Annotated in this window: 11 protein-coding genes; 10 read left to right on the plus strand and 1 reads right to left on the minus strand. The window is 53.2% G+C overall.

Annotated elements, in window-relative coordinates; translation table 11 throughout:
• Window positions 1-28: 28 nt before the first annotated feature.
• The 10 genes from pilO to IPH59_09855 all read left to right on the plus strand — a co-directional run bounded on the left by pilO (window position 29) and on the right by IPH59_09855 (window position 15,696).
• Window positions 29-670: a type 4a pilus biogenesis protein PilO gene (gene pilO / locus IPH59_09810; protein ID MBK7091997.1), complete on the plus strand. Its 642-nt coding sequence runs from the start codon at window positions 29-31 to the stop codon at window positions 668-670.
• Window positions 660-2,471, plus strand: coding sequence for an AMIN domain-containing protein (locus IPH59_09815; protein MBK7091998.1), 1,812 nt, complete (start codon window positions 660-662; stop codon window positions 2,469-2,471). Before pilO ends, IPH59_09815 begins: the two co-directional genes overlap by 11 nt.
• 14 nt (window positions 2,472-2,485) lie before the next feature.
• Window positions 2,486-3,790 (plus strand): type IV pilus secretin PilQ, encoded by a 1,305-nt coding sequence (gene pilQ / locus IPH59_09820; protein MBK7091999.1) that lies wholly within the window; start codon window positions 2,486-2,488, stop codon window positions 3,788-3,790.
• A 51-nt stretch (window positions 3,791-3,841) separates the two neighbouring features.
• Window positions 3,842-5,935 (plus strand): Ig-like domain-containing protein, encoded by a 2,094-nt coding sequence (locus IPH59_09825; GenBank protein ID MBK7092000.1) that lies wholly within the window; start codon window positions 3,842-3,844, stop codon window positions 5,933-5,935.
• Between the two features lie 115 nt (window positions 5,936-6,050).
• Entirely contained in the window at window positions 6,051-7,748 is a 1,698-nt protein-coding gene (locus tag IPH59_09830; protein ID MBK7092001.1) for an AMP-binding protein, read from the plus strand.
• A 794-nt stretch (window positions 7,749-8,542) separates the two neighbouring features.
• Window positions 8,543-9,433: a hypothetical protein gene (locus IPH59_09835; protein MBK7092002.1), complete on the plus strand. Its 891-nt coding sequence runs from the start codon at window positions 8,543-8,545 to the stop codon at window positions 9,431-9,433.
• Window positions 9,430-10,884: a hypothetical protein gene (locus IPH59_09840; GenBank protein MBK7092003.1), complete on the plus strand. Its 1,455-nt coding sequence runs from the start codon at window positions 9,430-9,432 to the stop codon at window positions 10,882-10,884. Before IPH59_09835 ends, IPH59_09840 begins: the two co-directional genes overlap by 4 nt.
• A gap of 1,068 nt (window positions 10,885-11,952) precedes the next feature.
• Window positions 11,953-13,203 carry an aspartate aminotransferase family protein gene (locus IPH59_09845; protein MBK7092004.1) on the plus strand — a complete coding sequence of 417 codons (1,251 nt, stop codon included), beginning with the start codon at window positions 11,953-11,955 and terminating at the stop codon, window positions 13,201-13,203.
• Window positions 13,204-13,981: 778 nt separating this feature from the next.
• Window positions 13,982-14,647, plus strand: a complete 666-nt coding sequence (locus tag IPH59_09850) for a PD40 domain-containing protein (protein MBK7092005.1) — start codon at window positions 13,982-13,984, stop codon at window positions 14,645-14,647.
• 56 nt (window positions 14,648-14,703) lie between these two features.
• Window positions 14,704-15,696 (plus strand): glycosyltransferase family 4 protein, encoded by a 993-nt coding sequence (locus IPH59_09855; GenBank protein ID MBK7092006.1) that lies wholly within the window; start codon window positions 14,704-14,706, stop codon window positions 15,694-15,696.
• A 9-nt stretch (window positions 15,697-15,705) separates the two neighbouring features.
• Here the strand turns inward: IPH59_09855 and IPH59_09860 are convergent, their stop codons facing one another.
• A complete protein-coding gene (locus IPH59_09860) occupies window positions 15,706-15,906 on the minus strand; it encodes a hypothetical protein (protein ID MBK7092007.1) in 201 nt (66 codons plus the stop codon).
• Window positions 15,907-16,165: the final 259 nt, after the last annotated feature.

Consider the following 16,165-nt stretch of genomic DNA (forward strand, 5'->3'; position numbering starts at 1 on the left):
ACGCAAAGAGAGAGAGCCGGAGGCATAAATGGATTTCAAAGACCCGAAAACGCAGAAGCTGCTATTAGTAGCGCTGGTATTTGTTCTGGCGCTCTATTTCTGGCACTCGAAGGTGTACGAACCTTCCAGTGAACAGCTCAGCGCTCAGCGAGCCAACTATGAACAAGTCATGACCAATCTGAAGACGATTGAGCTCAAGGCAAAATCGTTGGCCGGACTGCGCAAAGAATACGACAAGCTTCTCGATCGCTACCAGAGCATCGAACAGCTATTGCCCGAAGAAGAGCAAGTGCCGGATTTCCTGATGCAATTGCATTCGGCGGCAATGATCTCGCAAGCTAAGATCGGCGAAGTCATGCCGCAGATGGCCGGAAGCGAATCATTCTATAACACTTCCGAATTCGGCGTCAAGTTCGTCGGTACCTATCACGAACTCGGCCGCTTCCTCGCATCCGTGGCGAACTTTCCGTTCATCACGAATGTCTCGCGCCTCAGCTTGAAGGGACTGCCTCCGGATGTCGCCCTTCAGCAGTCTACCGATCGCAAGAAAGGCAGCTATGATACGCGCACTCTGGAAGCCAGTTTCTTCCTCTCAACATACTTTGTCAAGCCGGAAGAGAAACTCAAAGGCGTTCAGTTCGAAGGAGAGGAGATGGAAAATGCCAACTAAGCGAATCCTTGCAGCTTTGATTGTGCTGCTCGCGGTTGCCTCAATCTCCGCGAACGCAACTGTCAAAGTTACAAATCTGCATATGGTCAAGAACGGCCAATTCACTGAATTGACTGTGGCGACCGACGGTAAGTGCGAATTTACGCACCAGATCGTTGAGGAAGCCGCGAATAAGCCGTATCGAATCGTCGTCGACATCAAGGATGCCGTTCACGGTTTGCCGCAACACGCATTCGCGAATCTGCCGATCGGAATGGTTCGTCAAATTCGCACCAGCCAATTCTCGACCGATCCTGAAAAGATCGTACGTGTCGTGATCGATGCCGTCGGCAGTTTGACCTACAAAGTTAAATCCGGGGACAACGGAGTAACACTCTTTATCAATACACCGTCTGACAAGGATTTCCCATTGTGGTCAGCGGTAGCAGGTGGACCGGCGCCGACGCTGGTCAACAACGACCCACCGGCTTCGATGCCGGCATTTCCGGGCAACGAGCAAAATGCACCGAAGATTGACAAGTCAGATCCGGCCAAGGCTGATCTGAAAGTAGCTTCAAAACCAATCGACGAAGGCAAGCTGCTCAACAAGCCGAAATCTGACAGCACCACGCCGCAATCAACCGTGGCAGTTATCACGCCGACTACTAAGCCGACGCAGCCGGAACAGCCGAAAACTGAGCCGGTCGAAAAGAAGGAAGTAGTCGAATCTAAGCCAGTGGCAGTTGCTCCGACGCAAGTCGAGGCTCCCAAACCGGCTGTTAAGATTGATCCGAATTTATTGACTGCAATATACGGCGAAGACAAACCGGCCTCGCCGGTCGTAGCCGACAACTCTGTTCCGGCGCCGCAAACTAAGTCAGTTGCTCCGGTCAAGGTTGATGACAAGGCCCAGCCTGTTCAAAAACCGGCTGTCAAAAACGAACCGGCTAAAGTGGCCGACTCGGCAGTGATTCCGCAAATGCAGAATCCGACCAACGCACCGACTACGCAGCCGCTGGAATCGATCAAACCGCCGAAGGCACAGAAGACCGCTTTGCCGGACGTCAAGGTGAACCCGAAGCCAAAGTATGCCGGTCAGGACAGCGCCAATGCGCTTGAGTCAAAGCTGGCGACCGCTTTGAAAAACGGCACACAAGCTGCTGAACCGGAAGCTGCCGGCGACGAAGCACAGACTCTTGCCGAAGGCGAAACCGCTCCAGCCACGCTTTCAAAGAGCGACGCTGTTCGTCAGAAGTATCAGTCGAGCCGCGACAACAAGTCGGTCGATGCTTCACAACCGTCTGACGAAGCAACGCTTGCGCAGGAAGACGCTGCGGCTAACGTGCCGATGACCAAGATTGACAAGATCCGACTGAAATACAAACGCGGCATCAAGTTCGTTGAGAACGATGCTGATGAACAGCAGTTGGCGCTTGACGAAACCAGTTTTGCCGAAGATGAATTCGTCCCGGATCCGCAGGTCGGCCCGTACAACGAATTCCTTCCGGAACGCGAAATCGTCATGTACAACACCGGCGGACGCATGGATCCATTCGAGCCGCTGGTTGAAGACGCCCAGCAGAGCGCTGGCTATGATCGCATTCCCGACGTCGAGTCACTGCGCCTCGTCGGAATTCTACAGGATAAGCAGAGCAGCCGCGCGCTTTTTGAAGATGCCAACGGCTACTCCTATATCCTGAAAACCGGTGACCGTGTGAAGAACGGCTTCCTGCTCTCGATCTCCGAAGATCGCGTCGTGTTCCAGATTCGCCAATACGGCTGGAATCGCCAGGTTGCCCTTGACCTTGAAGAAACGCACTAATCAATAGAGAGGGAATGATGATACTCAAGAAACTCTATAGTACGATACTGGTCGTGGCGATTGCCCTCGCGGCGTCTTTCGCCTTCAGCCAGAGCGCAACAGCGCAGGACGATCCGTCGGCGCCTATTAAGAACCTCAGCTTCCAGAATGCCGACATTCGCACCGTCATCGGCTTCCTTGCCGACTACGGACAGAAGAATATCGTCACCAATCCGGAAGTTCAGGGCAATGTCACTTTCTCACTCAAAAAGGTTACGTGGAGTGAAGCACTTGACATCGTTTGCAAGACCTATGGACTTACCGCGGTCGCCGAGAATGACTACATCCGCGTAGTCCCGACCAAGATTTACCTTGATGAAGTTTCGACGATGGAAAAGCATCTCAGCGAGAAAGAAAAGCTGACCGAGCTTAACACGTCGGTAATGAAGATCGACAACGCTGCAGCAGAAGACTTGCAGAAGACCGTCACCCCGCTGCTCTCCGAGCGCGGCAAGGTGCAAATCGACAAGCGCACCAACAACCTTGTGGTTCGCGATGTGCCGTCGAATTTGGCGAAGATCGAAACTCTCGTTTCGAAGCTTGACTATGCTACCAAGCAAATCAAGATCTCGACCCAGATGATCGAAGTTTCGACCTCCGCACTGCAGGAGTATGGTATCGACTGGACCGCTACCGGTTTCAAGAAGACCAGCTCCGGTAAGGAATACAGTCAGGAATCAAGCCAGAATCTTGACAAAGTCGGCGATCCGGCTGGTACGTTCAGCTTCACGACGCTTCAAGACGGCTGGGATCTGACTGCTACCATCTCCGCATTGATTTCCAACGGCAACGGCAAGGTCGTCGCCCATCCGGAGATTACCACGGTCGACAACAAAGAGGCCCGCATTCAGATGGGTCAGAAGATTCCGATCAAGACGTTTGACCAGTCCGGTAACGTCGTAATCACTTTCGAAGAAGTTGGTACGTTGTTGCGTGTAACGCCGCACGTCACTGAAGAAAACAAGATTCTCATGCAGCTTCGCCCCGAACGTTCATCATATACGTTCGATCCGAACGGCGTAATCATCAACACCAGCAATGCCGAAACCAACGTGGTCGTCGAAAACGGCCAGACCGCCGTCATCGGCGGCCTGACGACGCAAGACGTCATCACCGATCAGTCCGGCATTCCGATTCTCAAGGACATTCCGTTGCTCGGCTACCTCTTCCGCTATGAGCGCAAGCGAGTCGAAAACCGTGATCTCTTAATCTTTGTCACTCCTACAATTGTCGATGGTAGTCTGGCCGGTGCCGTTCCGCCATCTGACACTGAAAATTAAGTGAGGCCAGTGATGCAAACGATTGGATTTCACGAGAAGGAGTCTGCCAGTATGAATTCACTTTCACTGTCGAGTAAGATAGCCTCGGGCTTCGCAGTGCTGTTGCTTGCTGCCTTTGCGTTCTTCATCGCCGGTTGCGGCGACGACACGCTCTCCGGCGGCGGCAACTACTTCGTCGAGCAGATTGTCTCGACGCCGACCTCCGAGGTTGACAAAGGCTCCACTGTCGTGGTGGAAGCTCTTGTTACCGATGCCGACGGCGAACCGGTTTCCGGCCGCACGGTCGTCTTTTCAGTAACTCAGACTTCGCTCGGATATTTCACGCCTACAACAGATACATCCGATGCTGACGGTATCGTCGCTTCGTTGTTCACCGCTTCGTCTGCCGGTAGCGCTACGCTCACCGCGACGGTCGGTGGAAACAGCTTGAGCAAAGCGCTCCGCATCAATGAGTCCGCTGTCTCGACCGGTCGCGTTTCGATCGTCGTAACGCCGGCTTTGATGACCGCCAATGGCGCCGATTCGGCAACAGTCATTGTATCAGCTGTTAATAACGACGAAACTCCGGTTGCCGATGGTACGGTCATTTTCCTTACCGCCGGTGAGCGCTTTGTCGACAAGGACAAAGACGGCTACTACACGCAGGGGATCGACAGCTTGATGTTCGATGCCAACGCCAACGGGCGCTGGGATCCGATCGGATCGATTCCTTCGACTGCCACTACTGTGGGCGGACAGGTTTCTGTCACCTATTATGCAGGCAGCCAGGCAACCACTGTCTATCTTCGCGCCACGATGATTGACGGTTCAGATTACGATTACACTGAAGTTTCCGCCAAGCTCAATCCGAACACGACCGTCGCGTCGATTTCACTCACTCATAATGGTGAAGACTTGCGCGTCAAGGGCGTCGGCGGTATTGAGTTCAGCGTCGTCACCGCTACCGGATACGACGAATTTGGCAATACCATTCCTGAAGGCATTCCGATTGATTTCACAATTGCCAACGGCCCGAACGGCGGCGAGAATATTCAGGCTCAGGGCTACGGTCCGGTCAGCGTGAATTCAAACTCGCAAGGTCAGGCCTCTGTCACCGTGTACTCGGGTACGATCTCCGGAACGATCCGCCTTCGTGCATCGTCCGGCGCAGTGCTCTCGGCGGTGACTCATCTCACTATCAATGCGGGTCCGCCGGCTCACATCAGCATCGGCGCGGGCACCTGCAACGTGCGGTCATGGGATGTGGTAAACGCACTTAATCGTGTCGCCGTTAACGTCGTCGACATCTGGGGCAACCCGGTACCTGATTCGACTGCTGTTTACTTCAGCACCGAAGAAGGTTTTGTAGTCGCTCAAGCTCTCACCGGCGTCAACTTCCCGAAGGGTATATGCGAAGTTGATTGGCATTCAGGCAATCCGCGTAACGACGGTATTGTCTACATATATGCCTCCACGTCCGGCGGAACCGTTGGTGACACTGTGGCATTCATCAGCTCCGGACCTGCGACCGATGTTGCTGTCCTTGAGTATCCGAGTTCGTTGATCGCCGACGGCGAATCAAAGGGCAAGGTGATGGTGCGTGTGCTCGACTTGAACTCGAACTATGTCGTTGCCGGTACTCCAGTAAAATTTGAGACCGACTTCGGCCAGATCAATGGCGGAAGCACGCAAGACGGATGCTATGGATCGCTTTACGAAGTCAATTACGTTTCTGAAGTATTAAAGCTCGACTACTCGCCGAATTCTCCGGATGACGGTATCGGCGCAGTCGCGATCGTCTCCGTGAATGCGGGCGGCGTCGTCGGTCCGAACACGTTCTTCCAGACGTTGTTCCTTACCGGCAACACCTATGTCGGCAATAGCGATATTATCATCGATCCGGAAATCGAACCGGGCTCGACCGTTCCGTTCTCCGTAGTCGTGAAAGATCGTGCCGGCAATCCGCTCGGCGGCCATCGCCTGCAGATAACGACCAGCTTCGGTACGCTCTCAAGTTCGGTCCTGATAACTGATTCTTACGGCGAAGCCAACTTGTTCTTCTCCGCACCGGCAGCAGTCGGAGCGGCAATTGTAACAGTAACTGATACCGACCCCCGCGGTGGCGTCAGCTTTGCCAAGAAGGTCAAGGTTAAGAACGAAGAGTAAGGCTCATCCTGCTCTTATCCTGTCCGAAGAGGCCTTTCGTGAGAAGGGCTTCTTTCATTTTCAGCAAAATTCTTGCGCTTACCGTCTCGCACAACGTTATTAATCTGAAATTATTATGCTGATTCAAGATCTGCTTTTCAAATCAGCCGGCACCAATGCTGACCGGCCGGCATTCTGGCTCAGGGCGCAAGATGGATTCACACCGCTCAGTTATTCTGAGCTGGTGAAGAAGGTCAACGCCATTGCCGCCGGACTGCCGCAACTTGGGCATAAGCTGGGTATGCGCGTCGGAATATATGCCGCCAATTCACCCGAGTGGTGCATGGTCTACATGACGATTCTCGCGGCTGGCGGAGTTGTGGTTCCGCTCGATCCGCAGTTGAAGTATCTTGAGTTGCGCACCATCATCAACAAGTCCGACATGCGCTATATCTTCTGTTCGCAGTCGTCCTACGCGGACCTGATGGAATTGAAATCAATGTCGGCGCCTTACCCCGAAGTTATTGCGATTGATCCGCCAATTGATACAGTTGTTCCCGATCAAATGACTCTTGAGCAGATCGAAGAACTTGGCCGCGAACAGGAAGTGCCCAAGCACGACACCAAGCCGACGGATCTTGCGGTTCTGATTTTTACTTCCGGGACCTCCGGCGATTCCAAGGGTGTGATGCTGTCGCATGACAACATCGTGTCGGATATCGAGCCGGTGTTGGCGCGTGTGCCGATTCGGAGCGATGATCGCTTCTTGTCGGTGCTGCCGCTGCATCACACGTTCGAATCGACCTGCGGATTTATCTTCCCGCTGTCGATTGGCGCCTCGATAGGGTATGTCCGCTCGCTTAAGTCTGCCGATTTGATGGCAGATATCAAGGCGTTGCGCGCGACTGTCATGTGCGGTGTGCCACTACTGTATGAAAAGATGTACTGGGGGATTCAGCGAGCATTGCAAAAGAAGCCGCTGGTTGCCCGTCTGTATGTCGATCTCGGCAGTAAGATTTCCGATATCTCGAAATCAGTATTCAATGTTCCGGCAGGGAAGTTGATCTTCAAGTCGCTTCGTTCAAAAGCCGGTCTTGATTCGATTCGATTTTTCGTTTCCGGCGGCGCTGCGCTGGATCCGGGCGTATCCCGCTATTTCAATAATCTCGGGATTGTATTGCTGCAGGGATATGGCTTGACCGAGACTTCGCCGATCTTGTCGGTCAATCGCGAGTCAGATAACAATTATGCTTCCGCCGGGATGCCGCTTGACGGCGTCGATATCAAGATCCTCGACAAGAACGAGCAGGGGATAGGTGAGATTGCGGCGCGCGGCAGAATGATCATGATGGGATATTTTCAGGACAGCGAAGCGACCGCAGCCGTAATGCGGGATGGATACTTCGCCACCGGCGATCTTGGCTATCTCGATGACAAGGGGCATATTCATATAACCGGGCGCAAGAAGAACGTCATCATTACTCCGGCAGGGAAGAACATCTACCCGGAGGAGATCGAAGCCGTGATTGATACTTCGCCGCTCGTCGCCGAATGTTCGGTACTGCCGCGACCAAAGGGAACCGGCCAGGAGCCCATTGTCGTTGTCGTTCCTGATTTTGAGTGTATCGCGTCGATGAACGAAAACGTTGTGCCATCGGACGAGGAGATCCGCAAGATCATCAAGACGGAAGTGCTTACGCTGTGCGAGCAACTCGCAGAGTACAAGCGGGTCAAGGACGTGATCATCATGACCGAGGAACTTCCCAAGACGTCGACGCGCAAGGTCAAGCGCTATGTCCTTCTCGATACTTTGCAGAAGCTCGGCGAACTATAGTAAGGTGCAGTGGACTTGATTCTTGTTACATTGCTTTCTAACTTTCTGATCTCTTCACTTTCATTTCACATTCTGTTCCAATAAATCGGCATAACCCGGGTTAATCAGGACAGCCAAAGCTATCACCGAAACCGGTGCTCGCTACAGAGACCATTTGCATCTGCAACCGGGGCTACCTTTTGCAGACTCGCCCCCGCAAGAGCCGACAGTGAGATCGAGATTGTTGAACCGCAACGGCCGTTGCGAACTCACTGCAAACACTTGTTGGGCCGGCAAAGCTGGCGCTTCCAAGCGAACATCAGTGCCTTCATAATAAGGCGCGAGAAATAATCTCGAGTGGATGACTACATATTTTTGACCTCAGTTCGCCCTCACCCCAGCCCTCACCCCAACCCCCTCTCTCCCGCAAGGCGGGACCTGATCGGCCAGGGGGAGAGGGAGAAGCTTGCGTGGATATGGCGAAGGGACACACCCCGACTTGATTGCGCGCGCAATGCAAATCGAAGTTGGCAGGTCTCCATGGGAGTGCTTCGAGTGGGGAGAGATTTCGGTAAGGAGACCTGCCCTACGAACTGGGCCTCATCTCGAAGCCTCAATCACCTCTACAATGGCGCGAGACCTGATCGGCCAAAGGGAGGGGGAAGCTTGAAATGGCGAAAGACGCCGACTTGAACGGGCGCGCAAGCAGGATGGCAGGTCTCCAAGGAGAGCTTGGTAGGAGGAGAATTTCGGCCTGCCCTACGAACTGGGGCAGACGAGGACGTCTGCCGCCCACGCAGAATGTTCTTGACAGTATGGTAGTATATAAATATACTAACACTATGCGACGAACCAAAGCACATGATTATCTTCGAGAACTGGGACTCAATCAACTGGAGGTTGAGGTTTACATATTTCTGCTTCCGCAGCCACCGACGACTGCTTATCGAATTGCCAAGAGCCTTGGTAAGCCGGCAGCAAATGTATATAAGGCGGTAGAGAGTCTTTCTCGAAGAGGAGCGCTAATCGTTGAGGACGGACCCAACCGCCTTTGCCGGCCTGTTCCTGCCCGAGTTTTTCTCAAGCGAGCGGTGACGACATTCAACGAAATTTCTATGGCAGCAGAAGTGGCGCTGGCGAACACCGAATTCGCGCCGATTGATGAGCACGTCTATCGAGTCGAGACTGTGGAACAAATCTATGTTCACTGCCGCGAAATGCTCGAGAAAGCTAAGGCGGTGGCTGTCATTGACGCTTTTCCAATTCCCTTGGAGCGAATGCGCCCCTGGGTGGAGAAGGCGGCGAGGCGTGGTGTCGAGATATTTGTTGAAGCATATGAACCGATCGCACTGGGCAAAGCAAGGGTCACGCTTATTCCTGTGGCTGACAGCATTGTGAGACAGTGGAATGCTCAACAACTCAATCTTGTGATCGATGGGGAAGAGAGCCTGATGGCGCTTCTCACTAAAGACGGTACGGGAGTACTGCAGGCATATTGGAGCAACAGTCTCTATCTCTCTTGTTTACATCATGGCGGGCGTCTTTGCGAGCAGACCCTCGTTCGGGCTCTCGAAGCGCGCCGCAATGGTGCCACGCCGGAAGAAGTCATGGCGCTTCTGGAAAGCCATCCGTTTTTCATGAACAAATCGATTCCGGGACAGAAGAAATTGATTCGTCGTTATTCCACCACTAAGGAGCAGAAATGAAACTGGTTTTCTACTACGTGATGTTGATGCTTGGGTGTGTTCAGATTGCGAAATGTGAGCCGGCAGAGACAACGCCGATTAGTCTTGACGCGGCCAGGCAGTACTTTGAAGAGATTAAGGCAATTTCCGATCATGATGCCGGAAAGCTGTGGGGTGTGCCGCTATATGGACCAACGCTGTTCGTGGATCCTGCCACACGTTTCATCGTTGCGAATCAGATGGATCGCGAAGGACGACTTAGCGCTGATCGTGGAGTCTATACCGGGACACTTGAGTCGGCAACCAATATTGCCAACACCTCTTTCTCATGGTCGGGGACAAAGTGGACCATGGTCAATTGGAACGCCGTCTCAGCGAGTAATCCAAAAGATCGCGCCAGACTGTTGTTCCATGAAAGCTGGCATCGAGTACAGGAGGAGTTGGGAATTCCTTCGGCAACGACTTCCAATTTCTATCTCGACGAACTCGACGGCAGAGTGGGATTGCTTCTGGAGTTTCGTGCACTCAACCGGGCTTTGATTGCCGAGGAGCTTTCAGCGCAGAAGGATGCCATCGTTGATGCGCTGACCTTGCGATACTATCGCCAGTCTCAACACCCGGACAACAACGAGAACGCTTTTGAGAAACACGAGGGGCTTGCGGAATACACCGGACTGAAGCTTTGCGGATTGGCCGACTCATTGATTACGAAAGTAGTCGCCAAGAAACTTCAGCTTGGAGAGAGCAATGACGGTTTGGCAAATTCTTTCGCGTATCTTACCGGACCGGCGCTTGGGTTTCTGTTAGATCGTCACAGTGCGAGCTGGCGTGATTCGGTGCGCAGTGGACGGGACCTACCGACTCTGCTCGCTTCAGCAATTGGGTGGCAGGCACCTGTGGATAAAGAACAACTGCAGACTACCGCTGAGCTCGCTGGGCAGTCATACGGGTCAGTGGAACTTATTGCCAACGAGACAGCCCGTTCAAAAGCGCAGGAAGCCACGGTCGAGTCATTTCGGAATCGTCTGGCAACGCATGGGCGGCTTATGCTCCAAAATGACAATCTGAACTTCAGTTTCGACCCGATGGAGAAGCTGATCGCATTCGACACCACAGGCGTCATCTACAAGACGATGCGTATTACGGGCAATTTCGGAGTTCTGGAAGTCACTGATGGAATAATCAGAACAAGTAATTGGCAGTATTTTATTGCAGTTGCGCCGGAAGATATCAATGGGGATAGTTTGGCGTGGCAGGGATATACGCTGCAACTTCAGAGCGGATGGGTGGTGGAAGCAGTGGGTGAAAATGTGTTCGCGATTGAAACAATTAACTGGCGCACCGGGAGGGCAGAGAAGCCCTCACCTCGCCGGCTGGCCCCCTCCCCAAACGGGAGAGGGGCACTGGGACGCCCACAAGGGGCTAGGCTACGGGCACTGGCGCGTCAGGTCACAACTCGTCCGCGAAGGTAGTGAGTGGTATCATTCGGCGCAGCGTCGCGTCCGAGTCAAGACCCGACGCAACCAAGAAGCGCCCTCACCTCCCGCTAAGCGCGGGATCTTCGACCCGGCCCCTCTCTCCCGCAAGGCGGGACCTGGTCGGCCAAAGGGAGAGGGGGAAATCGTGCGAGCGCAATGCACCAACGCCCACAAGGGGCTAGGCTACGGGCACTGGCGCGTCAGGTCACAACTCGTCCGCGAAGGTAGTGAGTGGTATCGTTCGGCGCAGCGTCGCTTCCGAGTCAAGACCCGACGCAACCAAGAAGCGCCCTCACCTCCCGCGAAGCGCGGGATCTTCGACCCGACCCCTCTCTCCCGCAAGGCGGGACCTGGTCGGCCAAAGGGAGAGGGGAGAAACCGAGCGAGTGCAATACACCGACGCCCACAAGGGGCTAGGCTACGAAGTACGTGGAGAAGTATTCGAGTGAAGTTGAAACCAAAGAAGATGGGCACGGCCCCGCAAGGCGGGCACGGCAAGCCGTGCCCCTACGCGGTCGAGTTTAGAAGAGTGAGGCTGGATTGAAGGAACAACAGAAGCTGGTAGCTCAACCAGATCGCAGCGTAGCGTGGGATTTTTCGTCCTGTCTCCCCACAGGAACATCCAGAAGCGACTTGCGTTACATCAATAGCCGACGAACGGGCACCGGATTTCTGGGATAATTTGAGTTGAGGGAAGACAATTCTTGAGTAATTGGCTAAGTATTATCGTGTTTGCAGTCGCTGTCGTTTTCTACATTTATTGGCTGAAACGGGGCGGTGGCTGAAAATAGCGAATTTACGACTGCGTGTCAGTCGCACGAACCGCGGTGGAAGGCCGTAATCGCCGAATAAAATTCGGAAAAGTAGGGTAAGCGCAAATCCTCATAAGTCATTAAATAACTTAAGAATACAGCAATTTTTCTGACAAACTTCTATTGACTAATAATCGCTATTTCGTATAATAGGGGGCTACAATATTCGGGCACCGGATGCCCCTAAACGTATTTTCGCGAGGTGAATATTATGTCGAACGGATCAATTGCTGAAAAGACACTTGAAAAGATGGGTTTCTCAACCATGCCGGACGATGACGTGTTCAAGCTCGAAGATCAGTTCGGCGCGCATCACTACACCCGTCTCAATACTGTCATTCGCCGCACCGAAGGTGCTTGGCTGTATACCGCTGATGGCCGCAAGATTCTCGACTGCCTGTCTGCCTACAGCGCCGCAAATCCGGGTCATCATCACCCGCAAATCGTCAAAGCAATCGTACACGCCCTGACCGAAGGCTACGGCTCGGTCATATCTAACGTCGTTTATACCGATGTTCGCGCGAAATTCCTCAAGGACCTCTGCGATCTCGTTCCGCAACTTGGACCGCGTTTCGGCAAGGAAGGCAACAAGGCTCTCTGCAAGAATGGCGGCGTCGAGTCTGTTGAGACTGCGATTAAACTTGCCCGCTATTACGGCTACAAAGCCAAAGGCATCGCCGACGGCAAGCAAGAGATCATCGTATTCAGCTCGAATTTCCATGGCCGCATGATCACTGTCGTTTCGTTCTCCGAGACACCGAAATACAAAGAAGGCTTCGGCCCGCTGACGCCCGGTTTCAAGATTGCGCAATATGGCGATCTCAAGAGCGTCGAGTCGCTGATCACGCCGAACACCTGCGGTATTCTTGTCGAGCCTATGCAGGGCGAAGGCGGCATGTATATTCCGCCGGCAGGATTCCTGACCGGACTACGCGAAATCGCCGACAAGAACAACCTGATGCTAATCTTCGACGAAATCCAGGTTGGCCTTGGCCGTACCGGACGCGATTTCTGTTTCCAGCATGAAGACGTCACGCCAGATGCCATCATCATCGGCAAAGCCATCTCTGGCGGTCTGGTTCCGCTTTCGGCGATGATCACCAACTCCAAGTTGATGGACATGGTATTCAAGCCGGGCGCTGATGGATCGACCTATGGCGGCTATTCGCTGGCTATGGCGGCCGGTGTTGCGGCAATCGATGTGTTCAAGCGCGAGAAGCTGTCGGAGAAGTCCGCGAAGATGGGCGCATATCTCAAAGCCAAGATCGAGAAGATCGCCGCACGTTCGACTCATGTCAAGGAAGTCCGCGGCCGCGGGCTGTTTATCGGCATCGAGGTCAAGAACGGCGACGCGATGGTTTATTGCCGCAAGCTGCTTGAACTTGATTTGCTGGCAAACGACAGTCACAATCACACGATTCGTATCAGCCCGCCTTTGGTCATCACCGAAGCCGAGGCCGATTACATCGCCGAGCGTCTTGAGAAGGTTCTCGTCGATTAGGCATAGGCTCTTGTAGAATCAAACGCGCGGATGGTATCGTCCGCGCGTTTTTGTTTGTAATTGTAGGGCAGTTTTCGTTGCCGAAATTTCGATGTGAGATGAAGCACGTCGATAAAGACCTGCCAGGTTTGCGTTGTCTGCTGCGCACAAAAGGACACACCCCGCCTTGATCGCGCTCTCCGCCGCGGCGGATCGCGCGCCCAAGGCACCCCTCTGTAGGGACTGTTGAAAAACCCATCCGGTGTCATTCTGAACGAAGTGAAGAATTTGTTAGTCTTTGCTACGCAACACGAACAGATCCTTCGCTGCGCTCAGGATGACAGTATTGGACACTTTCTCAACAGTCCCTGTAGAGGGGAATTGAAACATCTACCGAAATGTAGGGGAGTTTTCGTTGACGAAATTTCGCTGTGTTATGGGAAGCACGTTGACCGAGACCTGCCAGGTTCGAAACGGGTAGGGGGAGCTTGGCAGGTCTCCAATTGAGTGCTCCAAATGTCGAATTGATTCCGGTAAGGAGACCTGCCCTACGGAACTGGATTCCCGCTTTCGCGGGAATGACTTACGGCAAGGTCAGAATTCGAGATAAGATAGTCGCTTTGTGGAATGGGCTTTTTTTGACAGTCCCCAAGCGGTGGGGCACCTGATTCTGAGTCAACTTGTTGGACAGCCTCAGGACGTCTGCCGCGCACGGGCGCCCGCTAAATTTCTCGTCTAATCTGGTCGATTCTTGTATAATCAGGAAATGACTCAAGCAATCGAAAGGTAAACTCGAATAATGAATCGCACTTTCTTCATTTTCGTCGGTCTGATTGTCGCTGTAGCGATATCTGCATTTGCCGCGCAAACCAGCAAACGCTTCTTCTTGTCCAAAGATGCCACGGCCATTCAGGAAGTTATCACCGACCAGATCAATTCGCCGATCCTTACTCTCAAGGAGTTAACGGATACGGTTCCGGCGCACTATCCGCATGAGTTTACCCAGAAGTTCATCAATAAGAAATTCCACATGATTTCGGTCTCGCCGAATGACAAGAAGATTGCTTTTGTGTCGGGCGAGCCGGACCAATGGCTGGGCGTGATTGATACTGATCTTCGAATCTACAAGTTCATACTTTTCGGCAAGAATACCAACTTCATTGATGCTCTCTGGAGCCCCGACAGCCGCTATCTGGCCTACGCATTCAAAGGTCCTGACCGCCGTATTGTCGTCCACTTGGTTGAACCGCCTCCGGCAGATCAGGTCAAACCGCGCCCGATGAATGGGTGGCAGTATCAAGCCAACGCCGAGGAGTATCTGCGCGCCATCGGTTGGAAGGCGACAGGCAAGGACACTACGTTTGCGTTCGAAGTACTTGATGCCAAAGGCAAGGGGTTAGAAACGATCAATTTGCCGCTTCACCGTCAGGCGCCGGTCGGTCCATTGAAATCACAAGGCGAATAATACGGCATCTGTAAATTGCTGTTCCTTTCTCCAGTTGATCTGCTTATCGTAGGCGCGTGAAAATTCTCGTCGCTTATCCGACGCGGCCCTCTTTTGTGGCGCGCGATATTGAGATACTCAAGCGCGAGCACTTTGTAATCGAACACAGCTATTATTCGCCGATGAGCATCGGACGCGGCATTCGTGCTGTTGCCGATTGCGAGATGGTTTTCTTGTGGTTCGCTTCGCAGCGTGCGCTGCCGCTTGTCTTGGCGGCAAGGATGATGGGCAAGCCGGTCGTCACTGTGGTCGGCGGTTATGAAGCGGCGAACTGCCCGGAGATTGAGTATGGGAATGCGCGGAGTGAACGACAGAAACGCTTCACGCGCATGATACTCAATCGTTCGCAGGCGATTGTTGCGGTCTCTCACTCGTCGAAAGATTCCATTGTCAAAAACCTCGGAATCGATGCCGCCAGAGTGAGCGTTATCTATCACGGGTTTGAGGACACGGCCAAGCTTCTTTCTGCGAGTGAACGAAGCACGGTGCTTACCGTTGGTCGACTTGAGAAAGAGAGTTGGCTGGTCAAAGGTCTGCGAGAGTTCTTCCTTGTGGCGCGCGAATTACCTCGGTTCAATTTCGTACTCATAGGCAACGTTGCTGACTATAACAGGGAAGATGCCATTGCATCCGGTGTGCCCAACTTGAGCTTAATAGGGGAGGTCCCTTTTACGGAACTGGGGACGCACTACGCGCGGGCCAAGGTGTATCTTCAAGCGTCGCGCCACGAGAGTTTCGGATGCTCAGTAGCCGAGGCTATGCTTCACGGCTGCATTCCTGTAGTCCGGAATGTTTATGCTTTGCCTGAAGTTGTCGGTGATTGCGGAGTAATCTTCAAGGGGGATAAGGTTGAAGCGATTGTTGCCGCAGTTCGGATGGCGATGTCGATGGATTCTTCGGAAGGGGAGAAGGCGCGCCAACACGTTCTGCTTGAGTTTTCTTACCAACGGCGTCAAACGGCGCTGCTCAGAATCATTGACACAGTCGGGAAGACGCTTTCACAGAAGTAGAAAACTGATCTACGCGAACAGGTCGACTAAGTGCTCGGACATCCGCAGGGAGGTCTTGAGGGCCATGACGTTGGCTTCGACGGTGCGCTCGGCGATCATCATATCAACCATATCCTGTGGATCTGACGATTCGAACTGAGCGATGTTGTTGGCCGCGCGCTCGGCCATTGCCAGTCCGTTTCTGATTCCGCTAATCGAGCTATCAAACATAAAGTAGTATCTCCTTGCTTCTTTATCGACGGCGTTCCATTATGAATTCATTGGAATCCCCGCCTGTGCAGAAACTGCGCAGGGACTTATGGCGGAATTCGTTCCAGATCCCTGGACATGCCCAATAATTCGCCAAAATTTGGCACTTCGGACCTTATCCGACCATGGTGCAAAGCAGCGACAATTCGGTTGACAAATAGCCCTCTGACTGCTAAAATAGCCGATTATGATGTTTATCTAAAGGACAGAGGAGTTGACA

This window comes from bacterium (assembly GCA_016708315.1).
In the GTDB taxonomy this organism is placed as follows: domain Bacteria; phylum Zixibacteria; class MSB-5A5; order CAIYYT01; family CAIYYT01; genus JADJGC01.

Bases quoted from the DNA above. Each gene is read 5' to 3' on its own strand.
- pilO (MBK7091997.1), top strand. From the start codon at position 29: ATGGATTTCAAAGACCCGAAAACGCAGAAGCTGCTATTAGTAGCGCTG.
- IPH59_09815 (MBK7091998.1), top strand. From the start codon at position 660: ATGCCAACTAAGCGAATCCTTGCAGCTTTGATTGTGCTGCTCGCGGTT.
- pilQ (MBK7091999.1), top strand. From the start codon at position 2,486: ATGATGATACTCAAGAAACTCTATAGTACGATACTGGTCGTGGCGATT.
- IPH59_09825 (MBK7092000.1), top strand. From the start codon at position 3,842: ATGAATTCACTTTCACTGTCGAGTAAGATAGCCTCGGGCTTCGCAGTG.
- IPH59_09830 (MBK7092001.1), top strand. From the start codon at position 6,051: ATGCTGATTCAAGATCTGCTTTTCAAATCAGCCGGCACCAATGCTGAC.
- IPH59_09835 (MBK7092002.1), top strand. From the start codon at position 8,543: ATGGTAGTATATAAATATACTAACACTATGCGACGAACCAAAGCACAT.
- IPH59_09840 (MBK7092003.1), top strand. From the start codon at position 9,430: ATGAAACTGGTTTTCTACTACGTGATGTTGATGCTTGGGTGTGTTCAG.
- IPH59_09845 (MBK7092004.1), top strand. From the start codon at position 11,953: ATGGGTTTCTCAACCATGCCGGACGATGACGTGTTCAAGCTCGAAGAT.
- IPH59_09850 (MBK7092005.1), top strand. From the start codon at position 13,982: ATGAATCGCACTTTCTTCATTTTCGTCGGTCTGATTGTCGCTGTAGCG.
- IPH59_09860 (MBK7092007.1), bottom strand. From the start codon at position 15,906: ATGTTTGATAGCTCGATTAGCGGAATCAGAAACGGACTGGCAATGGCC.